Origin of the sequence: Kothea flammea (assembly GCF_052161645.1) — a bacterium.
Lineage (GTDB): Bacteria > Planctomycetota > Planctomycetia > Pirellulales > Pirellulaceae > Laterigemmans.
Window position 1 is genome coordinate 7,200,469 of sequence record NZ_CP197414.1, and the last position, 19,399, is coordinate 7,219,867.

Here is a 19,399-nt window from a genome sequence, read left to right on the forward strand (position 1 = left end):
ACCCATGCATGCTTTCGCGGTACTCGCGGACCCGGTGCGACGTTGTATTGTTGAGCGTTTGATGGATCGGGAACTAACGTCTGGAGAGATCGTCGATACCGTTGGCGAAGCGTTCGGCATTTCGCAATCGGCAATCTCTCAACAGCTGAAGGTGCTGAGAGAAAACGGATTTGCAAGTGTCGCCATCGACGGAAATCGACGGCTCTATTCACTGGACTCAAAGGGCTTCGAGCAGATGGACGAATGGCTTACCCCGTTTCGTCGGTTCTGGGCGCCGAAGTTCGAGGCTCTGGCAAGAGAGGTGGCGAGTGGAAAACGCTCGAAGAAGAAGCTGTGAAGGTCGGACGGATCGGACGATGCTGAGGTGGCTCAGCATCCAACTTCTTGAAATTATCCTTCTGCTCGATTTTCGCGCGCACTACCAGACGAGCCGACAATTCTCTGGCTGACGCGGATCTGGCTAATTGCCGCAGGTGTCGATTCTATGGCCACGACTTGGCGAGGTTCCTTTGAGACAGCGGCGCATCGCCCGAATCCTGGAACGAATTGCCTTTCACCGCCTCGATGTATTCTAACGACCGCACCTGTCAGCGTCCAAAATCGAAGTCAATCTGACTGCATTCATCAGCTAGCGAGTATTCCGGTAAGTGCGTAAGGTCGAACCGTCCTGCGTCACTATGGACGACCAGAGTATCGCCATCGAGGACGATTGATGTTGCTCGGGAGTCGCCTTCGCCGACGCCGCACGACGTCGTCCTTCATCTAAACGAGTGTTACGGGTGTGTCTTGAACCCGATTCGCTAGGGAAGATCCGTCGCCCTAAGGCCAAGAGGGGCAACAGGATTTGAACTCGCAGCTCCCGAAATCGCCGCGTTTCGTGCGACCCGCCCTACCAAAGACGCCGCCGCGTATCGGAGACTGAACCCCTTAGACGCCACGTAAGCTTTAGCAGAAGAAGGACTTAAAGAGAAACGCACCGCTTTGGAAAGCGGTGCGCCTTATCTCAGTCGGGGTAACAAGACTCCATTAGAACTTTTTTGCTCCGCTCTTTCTGATCTGCAAACATCCGATCCCGTGGCTTTTGCCGGGCTAAAAGCCTTGATCGGACAAAACCGTAAACGGCTGAAGTGATTCGCTTCTCGCCTTTCGAAGCAAGCCGGAAAGTGGTTCACCAACCAGCTTTCGTAAAGGTCTTGCTAAACGAAGTTTGAGAAGTGGCTCCTTCCCTGGCAAGATCGCGCAAAGACGCTTTCAAAGGCGAATTTGCTGATCGCTCTGTTGTGTTTCTGGCTGCCCGTACGCAAAGGCGTTTCGGCGTGGCCTTGCCAAGCGTTTCAGATGGAGACCAAATCACATGTCTACTTCACCTACTCCAAGCGAAGCCCCGAAGGATCAAAAAGAAGCTGTAGACCAACTCGATGCAAGCGAGCAACAAGCTCTTGATGATCCGATCAAGCAAGAACAGCATAGTCAAGAATACCTCCGTCAGCTCCGGCTTCGTTCGTGTCCGGGTTGCGACGAGACTAATCTATTCTAGCCTGTCGGCTGAGCGAATCCAATTTTCACTCACCGACCAGAGCGATGACGCGGGAAACACGCTGCCATCGGTCGGCCCAAACTGCTGTCGGTGCGTTCCAACAACTGGCGGACGGGACCGCAAGAGTCCGTTCGGTCACGGTGCCGATCGAATACGCGTGTCGTACCCCGCGTGCGTCGTACTGAGGCGCAGACTGGCATTCACAATCTGACCAAGGACACGCCCTCCTTATGACGTAAGCGACTTGACCTGTTCATACGAGCACCATCGCTTGCCCTCCTCACTCCGCCCGGCCTGTTGAAGGGGGGCGAGCGATTTTTCGGTGGCTTGCTGAGCTGGACAATATTCTCTCTGTCACCAACACCTAAGTCGCTGACGCAGAAGCACTTCGGGAGTTTGAGTCGCTTTCGCCAGCCAAGAGCAACTAAGTGAGAACCAATTTGTTGGAAAGCAGACTCCGCGGACTTTGGCCCAGGTGAGATCAGACTATGGGGCGACTATAAATCAACGGCGCATCGCGCAAAGTTTGTCGATAGCGCGTCAGATTCACCGGGCTGCCGTGTTAAATGATAAGAAGTCAATGAAACCTTCCTGATCCAGCGAGCGATGTCACTGTTGTGAAAGAAATTCCAGAAACTCGGGAAAGTCTGATTTTGCAGATTCAGTCGCCCCAAAATAGGTTGGCGTGGGAAGAGTTTGTGGAAGTTTATCGCCCCGTCGTTTACGGACTTGCGGTCTCAAGGGGATTGCAACATGCGGATGCTATGGATTTGGTCCAAACGGTTTTTATTTCGGTTGCCAACTCGATTGCTCATTGGGAAAAGCAAGGTGAGAAAACGCGGTTCCGAAACTGGCTTCTACGAATTGCCAAGAACGCCACGATCAACGCCTTAACCCGCCGCCCACCGGATCAAGGCATCGGAGGAGACGGCATACCGAATGAATTGCTCGAACAGGTTAGCGGCGGCGTTCTCAGCGAGCTTGAGTTAGATCTTGAGTACAAACGTCAGATGTATTTGCAGGCTGCGGAGAAAGTTCGACAAAAAGTATCGGAAGAGAACTGGATGGCTTTTGAGATGACGGCCATCGAAGGACTTGCAATCGAGGCTGTCGCTCGGGAGCTTGGCAAATCCGTCGGCGCAATCTACGCCGCACGTAGCCGGATCATGAAGCAGCTTTCCGACGTTGTCTCGCAATTGGAGGAATCATACGAATGAATCAATCTCTATGTAAATCGCATCGATTGAAGTCGTTTCTTGATGGTGAGCTTTGCGACAATGAAGTCGCCGCATTAACGAATCATCTAGACCAATGCACCACGTGTAGCAAAGAACTCGAGCAACTCGCCGCCTCACCCGCACGCTGGAAAGACGCTAAGGATCACTTGAAGGATGCCGTGAATCACATGGCTCGAACCACCTCCCAGTGTAGCCCATTAAACGTTGAAACAGAAACGACAAACACACTGCCCTTCACGATTCGGCAAGTTGTTAGCATGCTGGATCCTACCGATGAGCCCAATTCAATGGGGCGGCTGGGCGGATGTGAGGTGCTCGGGGTGGTTGGAAGCGGAGCCATGGGAGTCGTTCTCAAAGCGGTCGATCCAACGCTCGACCGAGTTGTGGCCCTCAAAGTGATGCATCCGACGTTGGCGGCTTGTGGCACGGCGCGATACCGTTTCGCTCGCGAAGCCAAAGCTGTCGCGGGAGTGCTGCACCCGAATGTAATTGCCATTCATAGTGTGTCGACCGACCGTGAACTGCCTTACCTGGTAATGCCATATATCGCCGGAACCTCACTGCAACAGCGAATGGATCGACAAGGACCGCTGACGCTTTCAGAAACTCTACGAATCGGAGTCCAGCTTGCAGCCGGTCTAGCTGCGGCACACGAGAAGGGCTTGATTCATCGCGATATCAAGCCAGCCAATATCATGCTCGATAAGGGAGTCGAAAAAGCTGTAATCACGGACTTCGGCTTGGCTCGAACGATTGATGACGCCACCATGACCCGAAGTGGAGCCATAACTGGCACGCCGGAATACATGTCTCCAGAACAAGCTCGTGGTGAGACCGTTGAATGTGCCAGTGACATCTTTAGCCTGGCAAGTCTGCTATATGCGCTGTGCACTGGCACCCGCCCCTTCCGCGCCAAGACCTCTTTCGGAGTCCTCCGCAAGATAACCGATGAAGAACCGACTCCGATTCGGGAACTGAATCCTGAGATCCCAAAATGGCTCTGCAAGCTGATTGCAAGTATGCGTGCAAAATCGCCAGCGGAAAGACCATCCTCTGCTGAAGTGCATGAACAGTTGGTTGCGTGCCTGGCACACGTCTACCAGCCCGATCGGAATTCGCTGCCGGAGAATTTGGCTAAGCCGGTTATGCCGCAACAGCCTCTTCTTTCAAAGAACCTGCTAATAGGAGCACTTACAATGATGACCATAGTTTTCGCAGCGATCGTTTTCGCTGCCATGCAATCCGGCAACGATTTTGGTGACGCAGACACTGAAGTTGTCGCGAAGACGTCCGGTGAAACGGAGGCAAAGGACAAGCACTTCGTCTTTAAGACTCATAAACTGAACTTTCCAAATGTAAAACAGAAAGGAAAGCTCATCATCGATATCAATCGCGGCTTTGTCGAAGTCGAAGGCTACGATGGCAATGAAGTTGTGATCGAAATTCTGACTCCGCCCCGATTCATGAAGGCCGGCGACGAAGATTCTGAGTTTCAATCGCTCTTCACTCCGAAATACGATCTTGATGTGATCAGGAAGAATAATTCGATCAAGTTGGATGCGTACAACCAGGACTACGTCTTGAACCTTCGCATCAAAGTTCCTTACAGGACGGACATGTCGCTTGACTCCTACAGGAGCGGCTACATCACGGCCACGAATGTTGCCGGAGTCATCGACACGCACTCGGAACACAACGATATTACTTTGTTGGATATTGAAGGATCAGCAACGGCGTTCAGCCGCAACGGAAATCTCAAAATTGTCTTCCACGAAGTCGCTGACGATGCGAGGCTGGACTTTGAAGGCTACAACGGATTCATTGACCTGAGCTTGCCCGATTCGACTGCATTGTCGACAGCGATTGCTTCCGGGGCCAGCAACTGTTTGACCGCATTCACAATTGATCCTGCTGAAGGAAGCGATCGCCCGGATTCAATCCTCACCAAGATTGGCAAGAATGTGGACGAGTACCAGTTCGGAAAGATCAACGGCGGCGGCATTCCTATGCGGCTCGAAAACCGAAATGGCCAGATCAAAATTCGCAAGACTGGCAATCAGTCTCCGTAAGAGTTGCCGCTTTATCAATCGCCATCGGCGTTGATTCTCTTTCAACGCTCTTCTTGAGCCCTCAGTTTTAGTCGTTCGATAGCCGGAGGTCCGCGCATTTCGGCAAACTAGCCGAAGGGCGCTAGCCCGGATATTGCACCAACCTATTTTAACCAACATGCAGTGCTAGCAAATGCCGCCACTCACTGCTTGCAGTGCTAGCAAATACGGAAATTGGGCAAGAATGCGTCGCGTGCAATATCCGGGCTAGCCCCGGTTGCCAAACGCAACGACATGCAGCAACCGCGGCTTGCGGCCATCGAACAATTCATCGGACATGAAATCCATCGCCCAGAAGTCGTTAATGCGAGTCGCCTCGGGTCGATCGACACGTGTTCGCCAGCTGACTCGACGCTTCGGTGTCTTTGTTCGCAAACGTAAGCGTACAGGAGTGGCAGGTTTAGGTGGTGAGGTTTTGGCGGAGGAGGCGGCGGCGGGCGGCGTGGAGTTGTTTGCGGTCGGCTTTGTCGCGGCGTTCTTCTTGGCGGTAGGCGCGGATGCACGATGCCCAGCAGGCCATCAAAGCTACGCCGCATTTCGACCGGCCCGCAGTACAGATAGACTTGCGAGCTAGCCACCGCCGGCAGGGCACTATGCATCATCGCCCAGACACCACTTCGATGCGCCTGAACGCTCCCGCGGTAGTCGCTACAGCTGAACGCTCCGCAGTGCGACTCGCTAGCTCCGGAGTACGCAGACGCGTGAACAACCGCAGCGATCACTTCCGGCTCGCCCAGCGGCATACTCAAGCGAATCGAGTCACCAACAAAGATCTCAACCCGAGCCCCCGAGCCAACTTTCTCAGCGCCCAAGCTTTGGTCACCAAGCAAGCTCGAAGCACCATCCCCGCTAGCACCACGACCTGCGGTTCCCGCACCAGCCTGACTGACCTCCGCGCCCGCTTCACGCACCTTGCCAGACCAATCGTAGAACCGAGTCAATCCGATATCCTCCCGCGCACAGAAAGCCGCTACCGACAAGCCGCTTGATTGAAAGTCCGCCAACCGTTTCCGCCACGCCTCCAGCTTCACCTGATCCACCACCCTCGCCACAGCACTGCTCCTTGATCCAGGTCTCGAACCAGAACACCCCGCGTGTCCCAACACAAAAACCTACAACCAAACAACGACCCACGCGCAATGGCTATTGTGTACGCTTACCGGCGCGTTGGAAACTGCCCAAAAGGAATCCTCGTGAAGAAACTCATCGTATTCGATCTCGACGGAACACTCGCCGAAAGCAAGTCTCCGCTCGATGACGAGATGGCGGAACTGCTGACTTCGCTACTTGGTGTCGTACGCGTCGCGGTGATCTCGGGTGCTGCTTGGCACAACTCGAAAAACTCTCGATCCTGCCAACTTGTGGAACCAAGTTCTATCAGTTCGCTACCAACTGGGAGCCACTCTATGCCGAGACGTTCGACGCAGCCCAGAAGGCAAAAATCATAATCTCGCTAGAAGAAGCCATTGAATCGACCGGCTTGCAAGTGAAGCGAACTTGGGGCGAACAGATCGAGGACCGTGGCAGTCAGATCACATTTTCCGGTTTGGGACAGCAGGCTCCGATCGAAGAGAAAGAAAAGTGGGATCCGGACTTCAAGAAACGAAAACAGAAGGAAGCTAGCCGTGCAAGTCGCCCTGCAGTGATTAGTATTTCAAATTGGAACTCATGGAACTTCCTGATTTTAAGAAGGCAACGATGTTTGGCTCGTTGACTTTTTCGGTGAAAGCACTAGCCACATTTTCACGTTGATCGATTTGCAGGCGTTTGGGATGTTGAAAGATCTGCACTAAACCGTCTTCCTCCTGATAGACGAAGATGGCATTGCCGAACTCCAAACGCAGAACTCGACCGTTGACGACAGCAATTTCAGTTCCGTCTTGCATCCGGAAAGCCAGCCAGTCGATGCTGCCGTTGTTGCTGACAAATGAACCTTGAAAAAAGAAGTGCGGTTTGCTCCGAGAAATCGCTCCAGAATTGACTTCCTTCAAGGTAGCGTCGCCCCCAGCCGCGATATAGAAAATGGGTTCGGTTTTGACCACTTCGGCGTAAGTCTTCCCAACGGGAATATCCTCCATCGCCAATGGTTGATTAATTGAGGCACCGATTGCACGGAAGGGAGGTGATAATGGAATTCCGCCAAGCTGCAGCCCGCCGTAGAGTTCGTCGTTGTAGAGATAATATGGAACTGGAAATGCGACTTTGGAGAATGGGAGGCCCTGGAAAATGTCAGCTGGCGGCGAACTATTCTTCACATCCATTTCAAGTAGTGCTTTTGACCAGAAATTTGGATCGTTATAGTTGTTAGCGTGCTCGCTGAGCTGTTCGTCCGTCCATCCCGCAGATCCAACCATGAGCTGTGCTGGTATTTCTTGCTTTTGCGTTTCGGTTCTCTCGGTCATTTGCAGCTCGCCATCGAGAAAACGCTGGCAGGTTTCCGCCCTAAGGAGAGCTTTGATCGTTTGATGCACGTCGCTGAGCGCCCCGCTTCGCAGCCGATCACGAAGCTGGAGTATCCGAACCGATCCATCAGAGTACTGCCGGACGACAATAAAGTTTCCGAGCGCTAGGTCGAGTACTCGACCATTGACAATACCAATCGAACGATTTTGGGCGAGACGAAGAGCGACCCAATCGATGGAGCCTTGCGTGTTTGAAAAGCTGCCTTGGAAAAAGTAGTCAGGGAAGTTTCTGGAAGTAGATGTTTGGTCGGCGACGCTGATGTCGTCTGGCCCCATCGCTACGATGCACATGACTGGTTCGATCTTGGGTGCGTGATTGCCGGTTTTTGCCGCGGGGTCTCGCTCAAGATTTATTGAAGTCTCACATCCAACCAACGGAGCTTGCAGACTCAACTCACGACAATTCAGTCCAAGGTAGGGTGGATATCCCGCAACAGAGTCGCCAATCTCGTATCGTGGCGCAGGAAAGGCGTCGTGGGGAAATGGTAACGCACGTTGCCTACCATTGACTTGTTCAGAGAGCCTCCGTCGATCCTCCACGAGGAACTCGGCATCCCAGGCCGAAGCGTCATTGAATTTCTTTGCGAAGTGTTCGAGCTGGCGGCTAATCCAAGCTGTCGAAGGCGGTGCCTCGTTGGGAGCTGCGATCTGGTCCTGAGACAACGCGTTTGAGGCAAACTGATAGAGGATGAGAGGGATCACGATGAGTAGAAAAAGTTTCGCATTTGCATGTCGAGAGAATTGCGAAATTGAGTTGTTGGTTGTGGAATGCATCGCTTTAGCCTTTCGTCTTTCTTGGTTACTATTCTTCGTTTTCTGAAATTCCGCGACCGTCTCGGGGCGTCTTCGTTTTCTCGTTTTGGGGCTCAGTCCGCCATGGCCACCTGTATGGCGACAAACTAGATCGCGTCGAAACTGGTCCAGATGCGCACTCTAATTTCTTAGGGTGCCCGGATCGCAACGGGTGCAGTGCCATTTTACAGACAGCCAAGACTTCGCAGTTCGCCCATTTTGACACCCAGGAGCGAGTTGCGTTAGTAGTGTAGAATCGAGTGCTTTGACGGATCGATTCTCAGCATGCAGAATCGATGCTTCAAGTGCGCGGCCAAGTGATTCCCGATCAGTGGGATACTGCCATGACAGACCTGTCCGAATTTCGCCGCAGCGAGGCTTATGATGACTGGGAATGGGAGCCCGCCAACATGAGCATCAAAAATGAAACCCCTACTACTTTGGCAACATGATAGGGCAATTTACTGGGTTTTTACGTCCATTTTCTGGAACTGCACCCGATCGCAACTAAATTCGCTGCACAATTCCCGGCGTTTCGTCGCGACGTGAGGTAGACAAAGGGAATTCGAAGTAGCTTCGGTCACCATGAGCAACGAAATTACTCAAATTTTGAATCGCATCTCAGCCGGGGAGTCGCATGCAGTCGACGAACTGGTACCACTGGTCTATGACCAAATGCGGAAAATCGCGACCGCCGCATCGAACCGCGAAGGGGTTCCGGCTTGCGATCCAACAGAACTCGTACACGAGGCCTACATCCGTTTGGTTGGCAACGAAAAGCTCGCTTGGCAAAGTCGTTCCCACTTCTTCGGTGCTTGCGCTGCGGTCATTCGACGAGTCTTGGTCGACCAGGCTAGGGCGCGTGATCGAACGAAGCGCGGCGGCGAGTTTGCGCGCGTCGAATTGAACGAGCACTTGCTGGCAGAGTCGCAGTCGGTTGACTTGGTCGATTTGGATGAGGCGTTGGCTGAGCTAGCGAAGCTCGCGCCACGACAGGTTCGCTTGATCGAGTTGCGCTATTTCGGTGGACTAAGCGAGACGGGAGCCGCTGAACTGTTGCAAGTCTCGCGACGCACTGTTTCCGGTGATTGGGCGATGGCGAAAGCTTGGCTGCGAACCCGTTTGTCTTGAACCTTCATTCGCTTACTCATATTGAGGTTAAGATGCATCATTTCCAACGGATTCGCGCGATTGCTTTGCCACTACTGACAGCCTGCTTGATCGTCGGCTCCGCGACAGCTGAAGACTTAGCGACTTTTCAGTACGGTCACAGTGGCAATTGGAATAACGCTTTCAAGTTTCCAGAGTCGTCGCAGTCTTTTTCCCTTAGCATCGCTGATGTCGGGCAGGGCCGAGCGCAGATCGTTGGGGATGGCAAACTGCTGTATGTCGTCGCGGGTTCGAGTACTCGCGACAAAGAGTCGGAGGTAACGAGCGTTAATACAACGATCACGGCCTATACCACGCTCAAAGGCGAGCCTCAGCAGCAGTGGACTTATGGGATTGAATCCACACTACGTGGCGACCAACAAACGTTTGGCGGTGCGGAGGCCACACCGCAGTCGACTCCACTGGTGGTTGGTTCCAAACTGATTGCACTGAGCTTCACTGGGCAACTGATTTGCTTGGACTGCCGAAATGGCGAGCAGTTGTGGTTGAAAGATCTGGTGGAGGAATACGGTGCAGTTCCAGTGCAGTTCGGATTCTCCTCGAGCCCGATTGTCGAATCGCTAGAAGAGGAGCGAGTCGTTGTGCTGGCAGCCGGCGAGAAAGGTGGTTTGCTGAACTTGAACGCAGCAGACGGCAGCCTCAATTGGAGAAGTGATTGCACTACGTTCAGTTATGCCACGCCGACCAGCGCAAACTTCGGAGGCGTCGCCCAGTGGGTTATCGTGAGTGAAGAGCAAGTGTTGGGCATTCGCAAGAGCGACGGAAAACGACTGTGGTCATACGAGTTGCCTGAGTCCGGTTTGACCAACGTGCCGAGTCCGCTCATCATCGATGATTCGCGATTGTTGATCGCCGGCCAGGGTTGCAACGGAACTCGATGCCTGCGGATTTCTCCGAAGGAGTCAGAGTGGCAAGTTGAAGAGCTGTGGCATCAAGCACGGGCTGATTTCTTTTATACAAACTGGATGATGTTGGACGAGCAAACTGCGATCGGAAGTACGGACAACTATCTCGCCGCCATTGACGTAACAACCGGAGAGCTCGTTGGACGACTACGCGGATTTAGTGATGGCAATTTGCTGGAAGTGGATGGTCGCATTCTGCTACTGGATGGCAGAGGCAGGTTGACTGTGTTTGAGCGGCTTGACTCTCCGGAGGCAGCTGGCGTGCAAACAGACAGGCTGACTGCTGATTTGCAATTTAAATTGCCCGCTGGTCGCTACTGGACACCACCGTCGTTGATCGCCGGTCAACTGCTTATTCGCAGCGGTTCGGAATTGCTATCGATCAACCTTTCGGGAACCTCAAACCAGTTGGGTGGTGTATCCGACGCAGAGCTTAACAATGGTTTGCGTTCAACGATAATGTTCGGCATAGAGCGAGGTCGAGCCGCCACGCAAGAAGATCCGGTTGCGTTAATCTTCTTGACTTTCGAACAGCAGGGGCAGACTGCAGCACTCACACAATATGCTGCTCTGCGCAAAGACGGCAGGTTGAGCGTCGCGCAGCGAATCGAACTAGCCCAAGCCGCAGGACAACAATCGTTGAACGACTTGCGGTTTATGATTCTGCAGCATGCGAACGAGGACTTCCCCGGCAACGCGGAGATCGAAGCGGCCTTGATGAAGCTGAAGGAACAGGTGAAATGACTCCAGAGGAATACCAGCGGGCTCAGCAAGTGTTTCTGGAGCTCAGGCCACTTGACGAAAACGAGCGACAATCGCGGATCGCTGCCATCGAATCTGAGAACGCATCGCTTTCGAGGTTCGTTCGTGAACTGCTAGATGCAGACTCGAAAGATGACTCGTTCTTGACCGGGCCGCTCGGCAAGCTGGCAGGGAATGATGGCGAGACGCAAACGCACGTTACGACTACGGAAACAGCTAGCGAGCTCCCAACGCACATCGGACCTTATCGCATCTTGCAACGCATTGGCGAAGGTGGACATGGCGTGGTGTTCATGGCGGAGCAAACGCAGCCGATACGCCGGAAGGTGGCGATCAAGTGGATCAAGCCCGGGATGGAGTCGAAGACCATTCTGGCGAGATTCGAGGCCGAGCGTCAGGCTCTGGCGATGATGAAGCACCCGTCGATCGCCAACGTAATCGATGCAGGTGTCACTGAATCGAATCGCCCTTATTTTGTGATGGAGTTGGTGCATGGCATTCCAATCGATCAATTCTGCGATGAAAATCGAACTAGTTTGAAAGAGCGTTTGGTTTTGTTTCAGCAGGTTTGCAGTGCGGTGCAACACGCGCATCGGAAAGGGATTATTCATCGCGATATCAAGCCTGCAAATGTGTTGGTGACGGTCGACTCTGGCGGGCCGCTCGCGAAAGTGATTGACTTTGGGATCGCCAAAGCCATGCATCTGTCGCTGACAGACAAGACTCTGTTCACCGAGTACGGACAGATCGTGGGCACGCTGGAATACATGAGTCCGGAACAAGCCACCATGTCCCAAAACTCCGCCGATGTGCGGAGCGACGTGTACTCGCTCGGTGTATTGTTGTATCGCTTGCTAACCGGGCAGACTCCGATCAGCAAAGACGAGTTGCTGAAGGATGGACTCTGGGAGTTAAAGAATGTTCTCGACACTCTCCGCCCACCAACGCCGAGTTTGCGTGTGACCAGTGACGGCAAGGCAAAGAGCTGGCGTGATCAGGTGGACAAGGCCGGCGATTGGCTTGGGAGACTTCAAGGTGATTTGGATTGGATCACGATGAAGGCGCTCGCAAAAGAGCCCGAGCAGCGTTATGACTCGGTGGCAGCCTTCTCGAAGGACATCGACAACTTTCTTGAAGGAATACCCGTCAATGCCCGACCGCCCACGGCCTGGTACGTCGCCTCACGTTGGATGCGTCGCAATCGCGCGGCATCGGTCATCGCCTGCGCAATTGCAAGTTGCGTACTTGTCTCCTTCGTGGCGATGACATGGGGCTACTTCAAAAGTCAACAGAATTTGGATGATGCTCAAAACGCCAAGCAGCAGGTTGCGGAAAAAGCCGAGCAACTGGAAGCATCTTTAGTCGATGTCAAATCGCAACGGGCGCGGGCAGATGAGAATGCGGGCCGCATGGCCAAGATGCTGGAGCGGAGTATCCTCGAGTCGGCATGGGAGAAGGCGTTGGATGGCGACGCCCAGCAGGCTCAAATTTCGCTACAAGATATCGCTCCTGAGTATCGCGGTTTCGTTTGGAAGTTTGTGGACTCGGTCCGTCAACAAATGGATTGGCCGTCGCTGCGAAGTGAAGCAGCGGGCCCAATTCGCCAGTCAACTTTGCATCCCGAGTTGGGGTTACTCGCGATCATCACCACCGATTCGAAGTTAGAGATCTGGAATATCACGTCACGCAAGCTTTTGCAATCGTTTGCGTTGGAACGAAATCTCTATACGACTATGGCCTTCTCAACGGTCGGTGACAGTCTACTGGTTGGGCGCAGCAACGACTCGATCCAACGTATCGACTTGCGAACTCAAATGGCGAGCCCGGTTTTTCAACACGATCGTGGAGGTACTCGTCGAGCTGTACACGATGAGAAGGTTGGACGTTGGTTAGTCACAACAGGCGCCAACTATCTGCTTGCTTTCTCGGACAATCCTCTCGAACTTTTGACCGAAACGAAGCTACCGTCGCGTATTACCGAAGTGGCTCTATCACCAGATGACCGATGGTTGGCGGTGGCCAGTCTTACGGATTCGTGTTATCTATTTTCAAGAGATGATCTTGAGAAGTTTAAAGTCATTCACGGTGCAACAAACGCCATTACCAAGTTGCGTTGGACGAGCGCAGCGTTGGAGGCGATCACCGTTGACGGTAGGGTGCTGAGTCTTTCACTGCCGGATTCGCATGCTGACGTCGATGAAATTCTCGATCCGAGTGATCCCGAGAGCAACCTGACATTTGCAACGTGGCAGCTTCCACAGTTCACGAGCTCCCACGCACCCGCATTTGAAATCGGCCGATCGAAGCGACTGTTTCTCGGGGACAACACCGGCAACTTGCAAGTATTATCAACTAACAGCAAGTTGGAGATTCCGCTGCGCAAGTTCTCACCAGCGATCATCGATCTCGTGATGCTGCAGTCACTCGGTTTGCTCGTTGTGACCCATTTCAACGGACGCGTCAACTTGGTCAGCCAGCAAGACATCAACTGTCGTTGCAACTACGTGGGTGGGATGCAGGACGTCACAGACGGCTCTGCGCTAAGTCGGCAGAATTCCTCGTTGACCGCACACCGCGACGGCGCGCTTAAGCGATGGAATACGACGACGGGTGAGATCGAGAATGAAACCAAATTACACAACGACGAGATCTTCTGCGTGGATGTTAGCGAGAAAGAGCAACGCCTTGCGACGATGGGTTCCGATTGGGTGATCAAGCTAAGCGATAGCGAATCACTTGCGACACTGCACACAATGCCCATCGGCTTAGGAGTGCGGCCGGTCGAGTTTTCTCACTCGGGTTTGCTGTTAGCTGGTCCCGCCGATCGGGACAACTCAGCTGAGCAGCGCGAAGGTACGTTCGATTTATGGGATGTACAGAGTGGTGCAGCCATCCGACGCTTCGCCGGTCACAACAACTGGGTGATTCAATTCCAGTTTTCGCCGGACGATCGCCTCGTCGCCTCTCTGGCTCTCGACGGAACGCTGAAAACCTGGGAGGTGGAGTCCGGGCAGTGTCTGACGACAGTGGATCTTACCAATAGTGCCGCTGCTAGTTGCTTTCAGCTCCTCAGCGATTCTCGCGTTGCTGTTGCACATGCTGATGGATCAGTCAGTTTGCGAAATCTAGATAGTGGCGAGGAGTTGGTTTCAAAACGCATCCTCAGCAACGAGGTCAGCAACATGGTCTCGCCTAAGAATTCTAATGTGCTTATTGTTGCCTCCAGCAACCAACCGTATGTTACCTGTCTCGATGCTGAAACGTTGAAAGTTCTGGCACAATTCGACATTGGAACTGGCAACATCATTGGCATGAAAACCGACATGAACTCAACACGCCTTCAGATCCTTGGCAGCAACGGCGCCACAAGGATCTGGAGCTTGCCAGCGAGTGACACTGCCAGCGTTGCACCCTCGCGTTAAATCTATACCTCGTCCTTATAGCTCAAATTGGATAACTCCGTGCATCACATCTTCGTCATTTCGATCGTCGTTCTCTGCGGACTGACGGACAATCTTTGGTCTCAAGAAGCTCAAGTAACGGCTGTGAACGCATCGAGCTCTTCGGTTTCGAAATTCCAACAGGCGGCTTTGAATTACGTTGGTGAGAAAAGGCCACTGGAAATTCAGTTTCGATGCAACCTGCGTTCGTTTGGTCACTTGAGTCGCCCTTGGGAAACGACACCAAGCGAGCAGTTCGGCGAATTCACGATTGGCGGCACTCTCGCTCAACTACACAAAACCGATCAACGCGGCGAGAGAACGGCTGAGTCGCAGATTTCTTACTCGGCGAATTCCCTGTACCAGTTGGATTCGAGTGGGCAAGCGATCAAGTCTGCGCTCGCCGATCATTCCGAGTTCTTGCGCAATAGTTGTCGCTACTCGCCCGCTTCGCTACTCCAGGAAATGCTGAACGCCATCGACGCTCCATCATCGAAGAATGCTCACGTCGATCTCGCAGTGCAAGTCGATCCAAACGCATTGATCGCATCGGGCAAGCATGGGAACAGCCAGTACGAAATTCACTTTTCGCAACCCGGATCGCGACTTGAAAAGGTCATTTGGAAACTTCATCACGAGATGTGGGGCGACCAAGCGATTGAAATGAGCTACTCAAACGAAAAATCTTCGCACGGGTTGGTGTACCCAACTACGGTCGTCGAGCAGACGTTTGGCGTAACAACTTGCGAAACAAAAATCCTAAGTTGTGAAGAGGCAGACGCAACACAGTTGACTTCCATTCCTGAGGTAGCGGAGTTGCAGCCTGAAGAGGAGCAGGAAGAGATCTGCAGTGTTGAGCGATTTAGTGACCATGTTTCGTTCATTACCTTGAGTCATACCGAATCGCGTAGCGTATTAGTCGAATTCGAGGACTTTCTCATGCTCATCAATGCACCGAAATCCAGTAGCAATGGCCGGCTACTAATGGACACGATTTCGAAGCTGAACCTTAACAAGCCCGTTAAGTACTTTGCGTTTGGGCACCACCATCCGCACTACCTCGGCGGCGTACGCACGCTGGTTGCCGAAGGCGCGACGGTGTTAACGACGGAGAAGACTGTGGGCTACGTGCAACAGCTAGTTAAACATTCACATTCGCTCCAACCGGACGACCTGCAGACGCACCCACGAGAACTTGTACTGAAGACTTTCGAAGGTGCAACGGAAATCTCGGACGGAGCGTACTCGGTCTTCGTTTATGACATCGGCATTAAGTCTCAGCACACGCATGACTACTTACTCTTCTATTTTCCCAAAGAAAAATTGCTCTTTCAAGATGATGGGATTTGGCTCCGAGCGGGGCAGCCAATGAGTGCTAGGACCAAGGGCGTTTACGACGCGATTCAGGAGCTGGGGCTGGAAGTAGTCGATGCTGTACAGAGTTGGCCGATAGGAATGGCAGGCGTTGAAACCAAGCTGAAAATTGAGCAACTGCACGAGGCAGCCGGTTTCTAGTCAATCACACTTTGGCACGACCTTGCCCGTAGGGCTGTCGGTTATCCTTTTGCAAGTTCACGACCAAGCCTACACAAGGACGCAAGTAGTTGAGTCGATACGAAGTCACTGTTTCTTTAGGAGTTCGATGGCTATGCCCCCATGCCTCGAAAACGAAAGCAGTTTATTGAACCAGCGAATTAGCAGTATCGATGCCATGCGAGGCCTGGTGATGGTGCTGATGGCCCTCGATCACTGTCGCGACTTCTTTGGCGATTTGCGAATCATGACCGAGGATCCAGCTACGACAACGGTGCCATTGTTCTTTACCAGATGGATCACGCATTTCTGCGCGCCAACGTTTGTCTTTTTGGCTGGAATCTCGGCCTGTTTTCACGGTATGAAGCTTGCCAATCGAAAACAACTGATGATGTATTTGTTGACGCGAGGCTTGTGGTTAGTGATTCTCGATCACACCGCCATCTATTTCGCACTGGCATTATCCGTCTCGATTGTGCCGTGGATGTTTCTTGTTCTATCCGCTATCGGGTGCTCGATGATCGGGCTGGCGTTCCTGTGCTGGCTTCCAAGTCGTGCCGTTTTAGCGACAGGCTTAATCATCATCTTCGGACACAATCTGCTGGACGGAATGGATGCGAATCTCTTTGGGAGCCTTGCTTGGGTATGGACGCTGATTCACGATGGGCCCGGCTACATCGAGTGGGCGAACCTGGAGGTTGGGTATCCAGTGCTGGCTTGGCTCGGTGTTATGGCGACTGGTTTCGGCTTCGCCCCATTTTTGCAGAAACCACCCATGGAGCGTAGTCGTTTGCTCATTCGAGTTGGCATGTTGCTGTGTGTTGGCTTTTTCATTTTAAGGTTCGCGAACGTGTACGGCGATCCACGGCCTTGGAATCTGCAAAGTGTTGCGAGTTTAGAAAACGTTGTATCGGCAGAAGCGAACTTGCCGGCCCCTGTGCAAACAACGGACTGGATGCGAACAGGGATCTCATTCCTTCGGACAACCAAGTATCCACCTTCGCTCGCCTATTTACTCATGACCCTTGGACCGGCGTGCCTCGTATTCGGCTGGCTTGAACGACTAAGCAAAGACAGTGATTTCGTAAGGCACTTGCAGGTCTTCGGTCGAGTGCCGTTGTTTTTCTATGTGCTGCACTTTTACCTTATTCACATTGCGTCCATTCTCACATACTGGATTGTCCGCGGCGTACCGCTTTCGCCTTTCCAAGCAATCTACAGTCAAAGTGAAAACACACCTCTCCATCCCGAGTTTGGCTTTCAAGACTTGTGGCAAGTCTACTTGGCGTGGTTCTTAGTCGTTGTGTTGATGTATCCAATGTGTCAGTGGTTCGGGCGGGTCAAACGTAATGGCAATAGTATCGTTTGGAGTTATCTATGAGAACACTGAGACGAATGGTGACCAACGCGGTACCTCAATGTCTGTTGTTACTGGCCACGCTGATTTTTCTTGCCGCGGGAACCAACTTCAGGTCCCTGCACGCACAGCAGCGCGACGTTGGAGCGGACGTGACAACCCGGCGTTACGCGAAGCAGGAAGTACGGATTCCGATGCGCGATGGCGTGACATTGCACACAACGATTTACTCGCCTAGTGACCGTTCGGTGGAATACCCAATCCTGCTTAGTCGAACCCCCTATGGCTGCGGGCCCTACGGTGACGCGTTGGCGGACCCGATCATGTACAACGCGGCCATGGTCGAAGCGGGGTACACCTTCGTCTACCAAGACTTGCGAAGTCGTTCGATGAGTGACGGTGATCCAGAGTTTGAAAATCTCAGGCCAGTCTATAGTCAGCTGAATCCTGACGCAGTTGACGAAGTTACCGATGCCCATGACACAATCGAGTGGCTGTTAGCAAATGTCGACAACCATAATAAACATGTCGGAATGTTTGGCAGCTCGTACATGGGCTTCACCGCTTTGATGGGGAGCGTCACCAAGCATCCGAATCTGAAAGCGGTTCTTGCGGCAGCACCTTGCGTCGACATCTATTTCGAAGACTTCAATCGTAACGGAATGTTTACTTTGGCCTATGTGCCGATCCTAGATTGGTTCGGTACGCGAAAATTCGAGCGGCACGAAGGCCCCTGGTGGGAGAACCAACTCGACTACTGGGCCGATGGCAGACGATTCGGTTTAGCCAAAGATAGTTACGACTTCTATCTGAGGAAGGGAACGCTCAGCAATTATGGCGATCTTATTCCCGAATCCAACTACTTTTGGAAAAAAATCTGTGAGCATCCCAACTATGACGAATACCGGCAGTCGCGGAATGCACTGCAGTATTTGCAAGGTATCGAGTGTCCGGTACTGATCGTCGGCGGCTTCAATGACGAGCAGAATCTTTATGGTATTTTCAACGCTTACAAGACTATCAATGCAAACAACCCGCGGTGTGATTGCCGGATCGTCGTTGGTCCTTGGGCACACAGCGAGCACAAGAAGGTTTCGGACGAGACCCGCGTTGGGGATCTTCATTTCGGTGAACGGCTTGTGGATCAATATCAAGTCGCCGCCGAACTTGCATTCTTTGAACATCATCTGAAAGGCGACGCAGCTCCGCACTTGCCGGAATTGTCCTATTTCGATACCGGAGCCAAGCGATGGATTGAATTTGAGGAGCGTGATCATTTTGCCGAGGCTCTCAATCTTTATCTGGATGTTGATGAACGCCTCGCGCGCTCTGCACCCAAAGACAGCGAGCTTGCGTTCGAATACGTTAGTGATCCGGCGAAGCCCGTTCCGTACATCGAAAGCGATGAATTTCAGCTTTTCCCTGCGAAGAGTTTTATGACGTCGGACCAGAGGCATGCGTCCAAGCGTCCTGATGTACTTACCTTTGCAACGGAGCCGCTCGAAAGTGATCTCTTTGTAGTCGGGCCAATTATCGCGGACCTCAAATTCTCCACGGATCACACCGACGCGGACATTATCGTAAAAGTCATCGATGTCTTGCCCATGGATCGCCAGCCTCAGGCCACCGACACTCCCGGCGTCAAGATGAACGGCTACCAGCAGCTAGTGCGTTGCGGGCAAATTCGGGGCCGCTATAGGGACGGATACTCAAGTCCCCGTCCCTTGGTACCAGGCGAAGTCTCAGTGGTTCAAGTCGAACTCTTAGATGTTTGCCATACATTCAAAGCCGGCCACCGCATCATGGTGCAAATCCAAAGTTCGCTGTTCCCTCTATTCGATCGCAATCCGCAGAACTATGTCGAGAACATCTACCAGGCCAGCGATGCCGACTTCGCCAAAGCGATACATAGCGTCCACACGGGCAGTCGAATTCAATTCCACCTTGTTCCTAGCGAAAGTAGGCCATAAAGAGTGCAGTCCTATGAAGAAGAGATGGCTGTATCGCTTGCATACCTTTCGTAAGGCGTTTTCACGGTTTAGCCCGCTCTAGTTGCGTTGAGGTGGTCGGGGTTTTGGGGACACGGTAACACTTA

The 19,399-nt window shown here is 52.8% G+C and carries 13 protein-coding genes and 1 pseudogene; 12 read left to right on the forward strand and 2 right to left on the reverse strand.

All coding sequences use genetic code 11. From position 1 onward, the window contains the following. The first annotated feature begins 4 nt into the window (after nt 1-4). The 5 genes from SH139x_RS26920 (at nt 5) to SH139x_RS26940 (ending at nt 5,872) form a co-directional block, all read left to right on the forward strand. On the forward strand, nt 5-337 hold the full coding sequence (locus tag SH139x_RS26920; RefSeq protein WP_488352811.1) for an ArsR/SmtB family transcription factor: 333 nt from the start codon (nt 5-7) through the stop codon (nt 335-337). A gap of 1,817 nt (nt 338-2,154) precedes the next feature. Further along, nucleotides 2,155-2,754 (forward strand): RNA polymerase sigma factor, encoded by a 600-nt coding sequence (locus SH139x_RS26925; protein ID WP_488352812.1) that lies wholly within the window; start codon nt 2,155-2,157, stop codon nt 2,752-2,754. A 308-nt stretch (nt 2,755-3,062) separates the two neighbouring features. Continuing rightward, entirely contained in the window at nt 3,063-4,844 is a 1,782-nt protein-coding gene (locus tag SH139x_RS26930; protein WP_488356105.1) for a protein kinase domain-containing protein, read from the forward strand. Between the two features lie 316 nt (nt 4,845-5,160). After that, nucleotides 5,161-5,457 carry a hypothetical protein gene (locus SH139x_RS26935; RefSeq protein ID WP_488356166.1) on the forward strand — a complete coding sequence of 99 codons (297 nt, stop codon included), beginning with the start codon at nt 5,161-5,163 and terminating at the stop codon, nt 5,455-5,457. Between the two features lie 127 nt (nt 5,458-5,584). Next, nucleotides 5,585-5,872 (forward strand): hypothetical protein, encoded by a 288-nt coding sequence (locus tag SH139x_RS26940; protein WP_488356167.1) that lies wholly within the window; start codon nt 5,585-5,587, stop codon nt 5,870-5,872. Here the strand turns inward: SH139x_RS26940 and tnpA are convergent. Further along, a pseudogene (gene tnpA, locus SH139x_RS26945) lies at nt 5,834-5,989 on the reverse strand (IS66 family insertion sequence element accessory protein TnpA); the annotation flags it as partial. The gene SH139x_RS26940 and the pseudogene tnpA sit on opposite strands and share 39 nt — an antisense overlap. 540 nt (nt 5,990-6,529) lie before the next feature. Beyond that, complete coding sequence (locus SH139x_RS26950; protein ID WP_488352813.1) at nt 6,530-7,354, reverse strand: hypothetical protein; 825 nt, start codon at nt 7,352-7,354, stop codon at nt 6,530-6,532. A gap of 1,079 nt (nt 7,355-8,433) precedes the next feature. Between SH139x_RS26950 and SH139x_RS26955 the strand changes: the two genes are divergently transcribed. From SH139x_RS26955 to SH139x_RS26985, 7 genes are all read left to right on the forward strand, one after another. Beyond that, nucleotides 8,434-8,589, forward strand: coding sequence for a hypothetical protein (locus SH139x_RS26955; protein ID WP_488352814.1), 156 nt, complete (start codon nt 8,434-8,436; stop codon nt 8,587-8,589). A 133-nt stretch (nt 8,590-8,722) separates the two neighbouring features. Continuing rightward, nucleotides 8,723-9,268 carry an ECF-type sigma factor gene (locus tag SH139x_RS26960; protein WP_488352815.1) on the forward strand — a complete coding sequence of 182 codons (546 nt, stop codon included), beginning with the start codon at nt 8,723-8,725 and terminating at the stop codon, nt 9,266-9,268. A gap of 32 nt (nt 9,269-9,300) precedes the next feature. Then, entirely contained in the window at nt 9,301-10,956 is a 1,656-nt protein-coding gene (locus SH139x_RS26965; RefSeq protein WP_488352816.1) for an outer membrane protein assembly factor BamB family protein, read from the forward strand. Continuing rightward, entirely contained in the window at nt 10,953-14,396 is a 3,444-nt protein-coding gene (locus SH139x_RS26970) for a protein kinase domain-containing protein (RefSeq protein ID WP_488352817.1), read from the forward strand. The genes SH139x_RS26965 and SH139x_RS26970 overlap by 4 nt, the downstream gene beginning before the upstream one ends. Nucleotides 14,397-14,879: 483 nt before the next feature. After that, on the forward strand, nt 14,880-15,929 hold the full coding sequence (locus tag SH139x_RS26975; protein ID WP_488352818.1) for an MBL fold metallo-hydrolase: 1,050 nt from the start codon (nt 14,880-14,882) through the stop codon (nt 15,927-15,929). 133 nt (nt 15,930-16,062) lie between these two features. Further along, a complete protein-coding gene (locus tag SH139x_RS26980) occupies nt 16,063-17,328 on the forward strand; it encodes an acetyltransferase domain-containing protein (protein WP_488352819.1) in 1,266 nt (421 codons plus the stop codon). Further along, on the forward strand, nt 17,325-19,274 hold the full coding sequence (locus tag SH139x_RS26985; RefSeq protein ID WP_488352820.1) for a CocE/NonD family hydrolase: 1,950 nt from the start codon (nt 17,325-17,327) through the stop codon (nt 19,272-19,274). Before SH139x_RS26980 ends, SH139x_RS26985 begins: the two co-directional genes overlap by 4 nt. Nucleotides 19,275-19,399: the final 125 nt, after the last annotated feature.

Coding starts and splice junctions, on each gene's coding strand:
- SH139x_RS26965 (WP_488352816.1), top strand. CDS start 9,301: ATGCATCATTTCCAACGGATTCGCGCGATTGCTTTGCCACTACTGACA.
- SH139x_RS26955 (WP_488352814.1), top strand. CDS start 8,434: ATGCTTCAAGTGCGCGGCCAAGTGATTCCCGATCAGTGGGATACTGCC.
- SH139x_RS26970 (WP_488352817.1), top strand. CDS start 10,953: ATGACTCCAGAGGAATACCAGCGGGCTCAGCAAGTGTTTCTGGAGCTC.
- SH139x_RS26980 (WP_488352819.1), top strand. CDS start 16,063: ATGCCCCCATGCCTCGAAAACGAAAGCAGTTTATTGAACCAGCGAATT.
- SH139x_RS26930 (WP_488356105.1), top strand. CDS start 3,063: ATGGGGCGGCTGGGCGGATGTGAGGTGCTCGGGGTGGTTGGAAGCGGA.
- SH139x_RS26935 (WP_488356166.1), top strand. CDS start 5,161: ATGAAATCCATCGCCCAGAAGTCGTTAATGCGAGTCGCCTCGGGTCGA.
- SH139x_RS26975 (WP_488352818.1), top strand. CDS start 14,880: ATGCTGAACGCCATCGACGCTCCATCATCGAAGAATGCTCACGTCGAT.
- SH139x_RS26985 (WP_488352820.1), top strand. CDS start 17,325: ATGAGAACACTGAGACGAATGGTGACCAACGCGGTACCTCAATGTCTG.
- SH139x_RS26920 (WP_488352811.1), top strand. CDS start 5: ATGCATGCTTTCGCGGTACTCGCGGACCCGGTGCGACGTTGTATTGTT.
- SH139x_RS26960 (WP_488352815.1), top strand. CDS start 8,723: ATGAGCAACGAAATTACTCAAATTTTGAATCGCATCTCAGCCGGGGAG.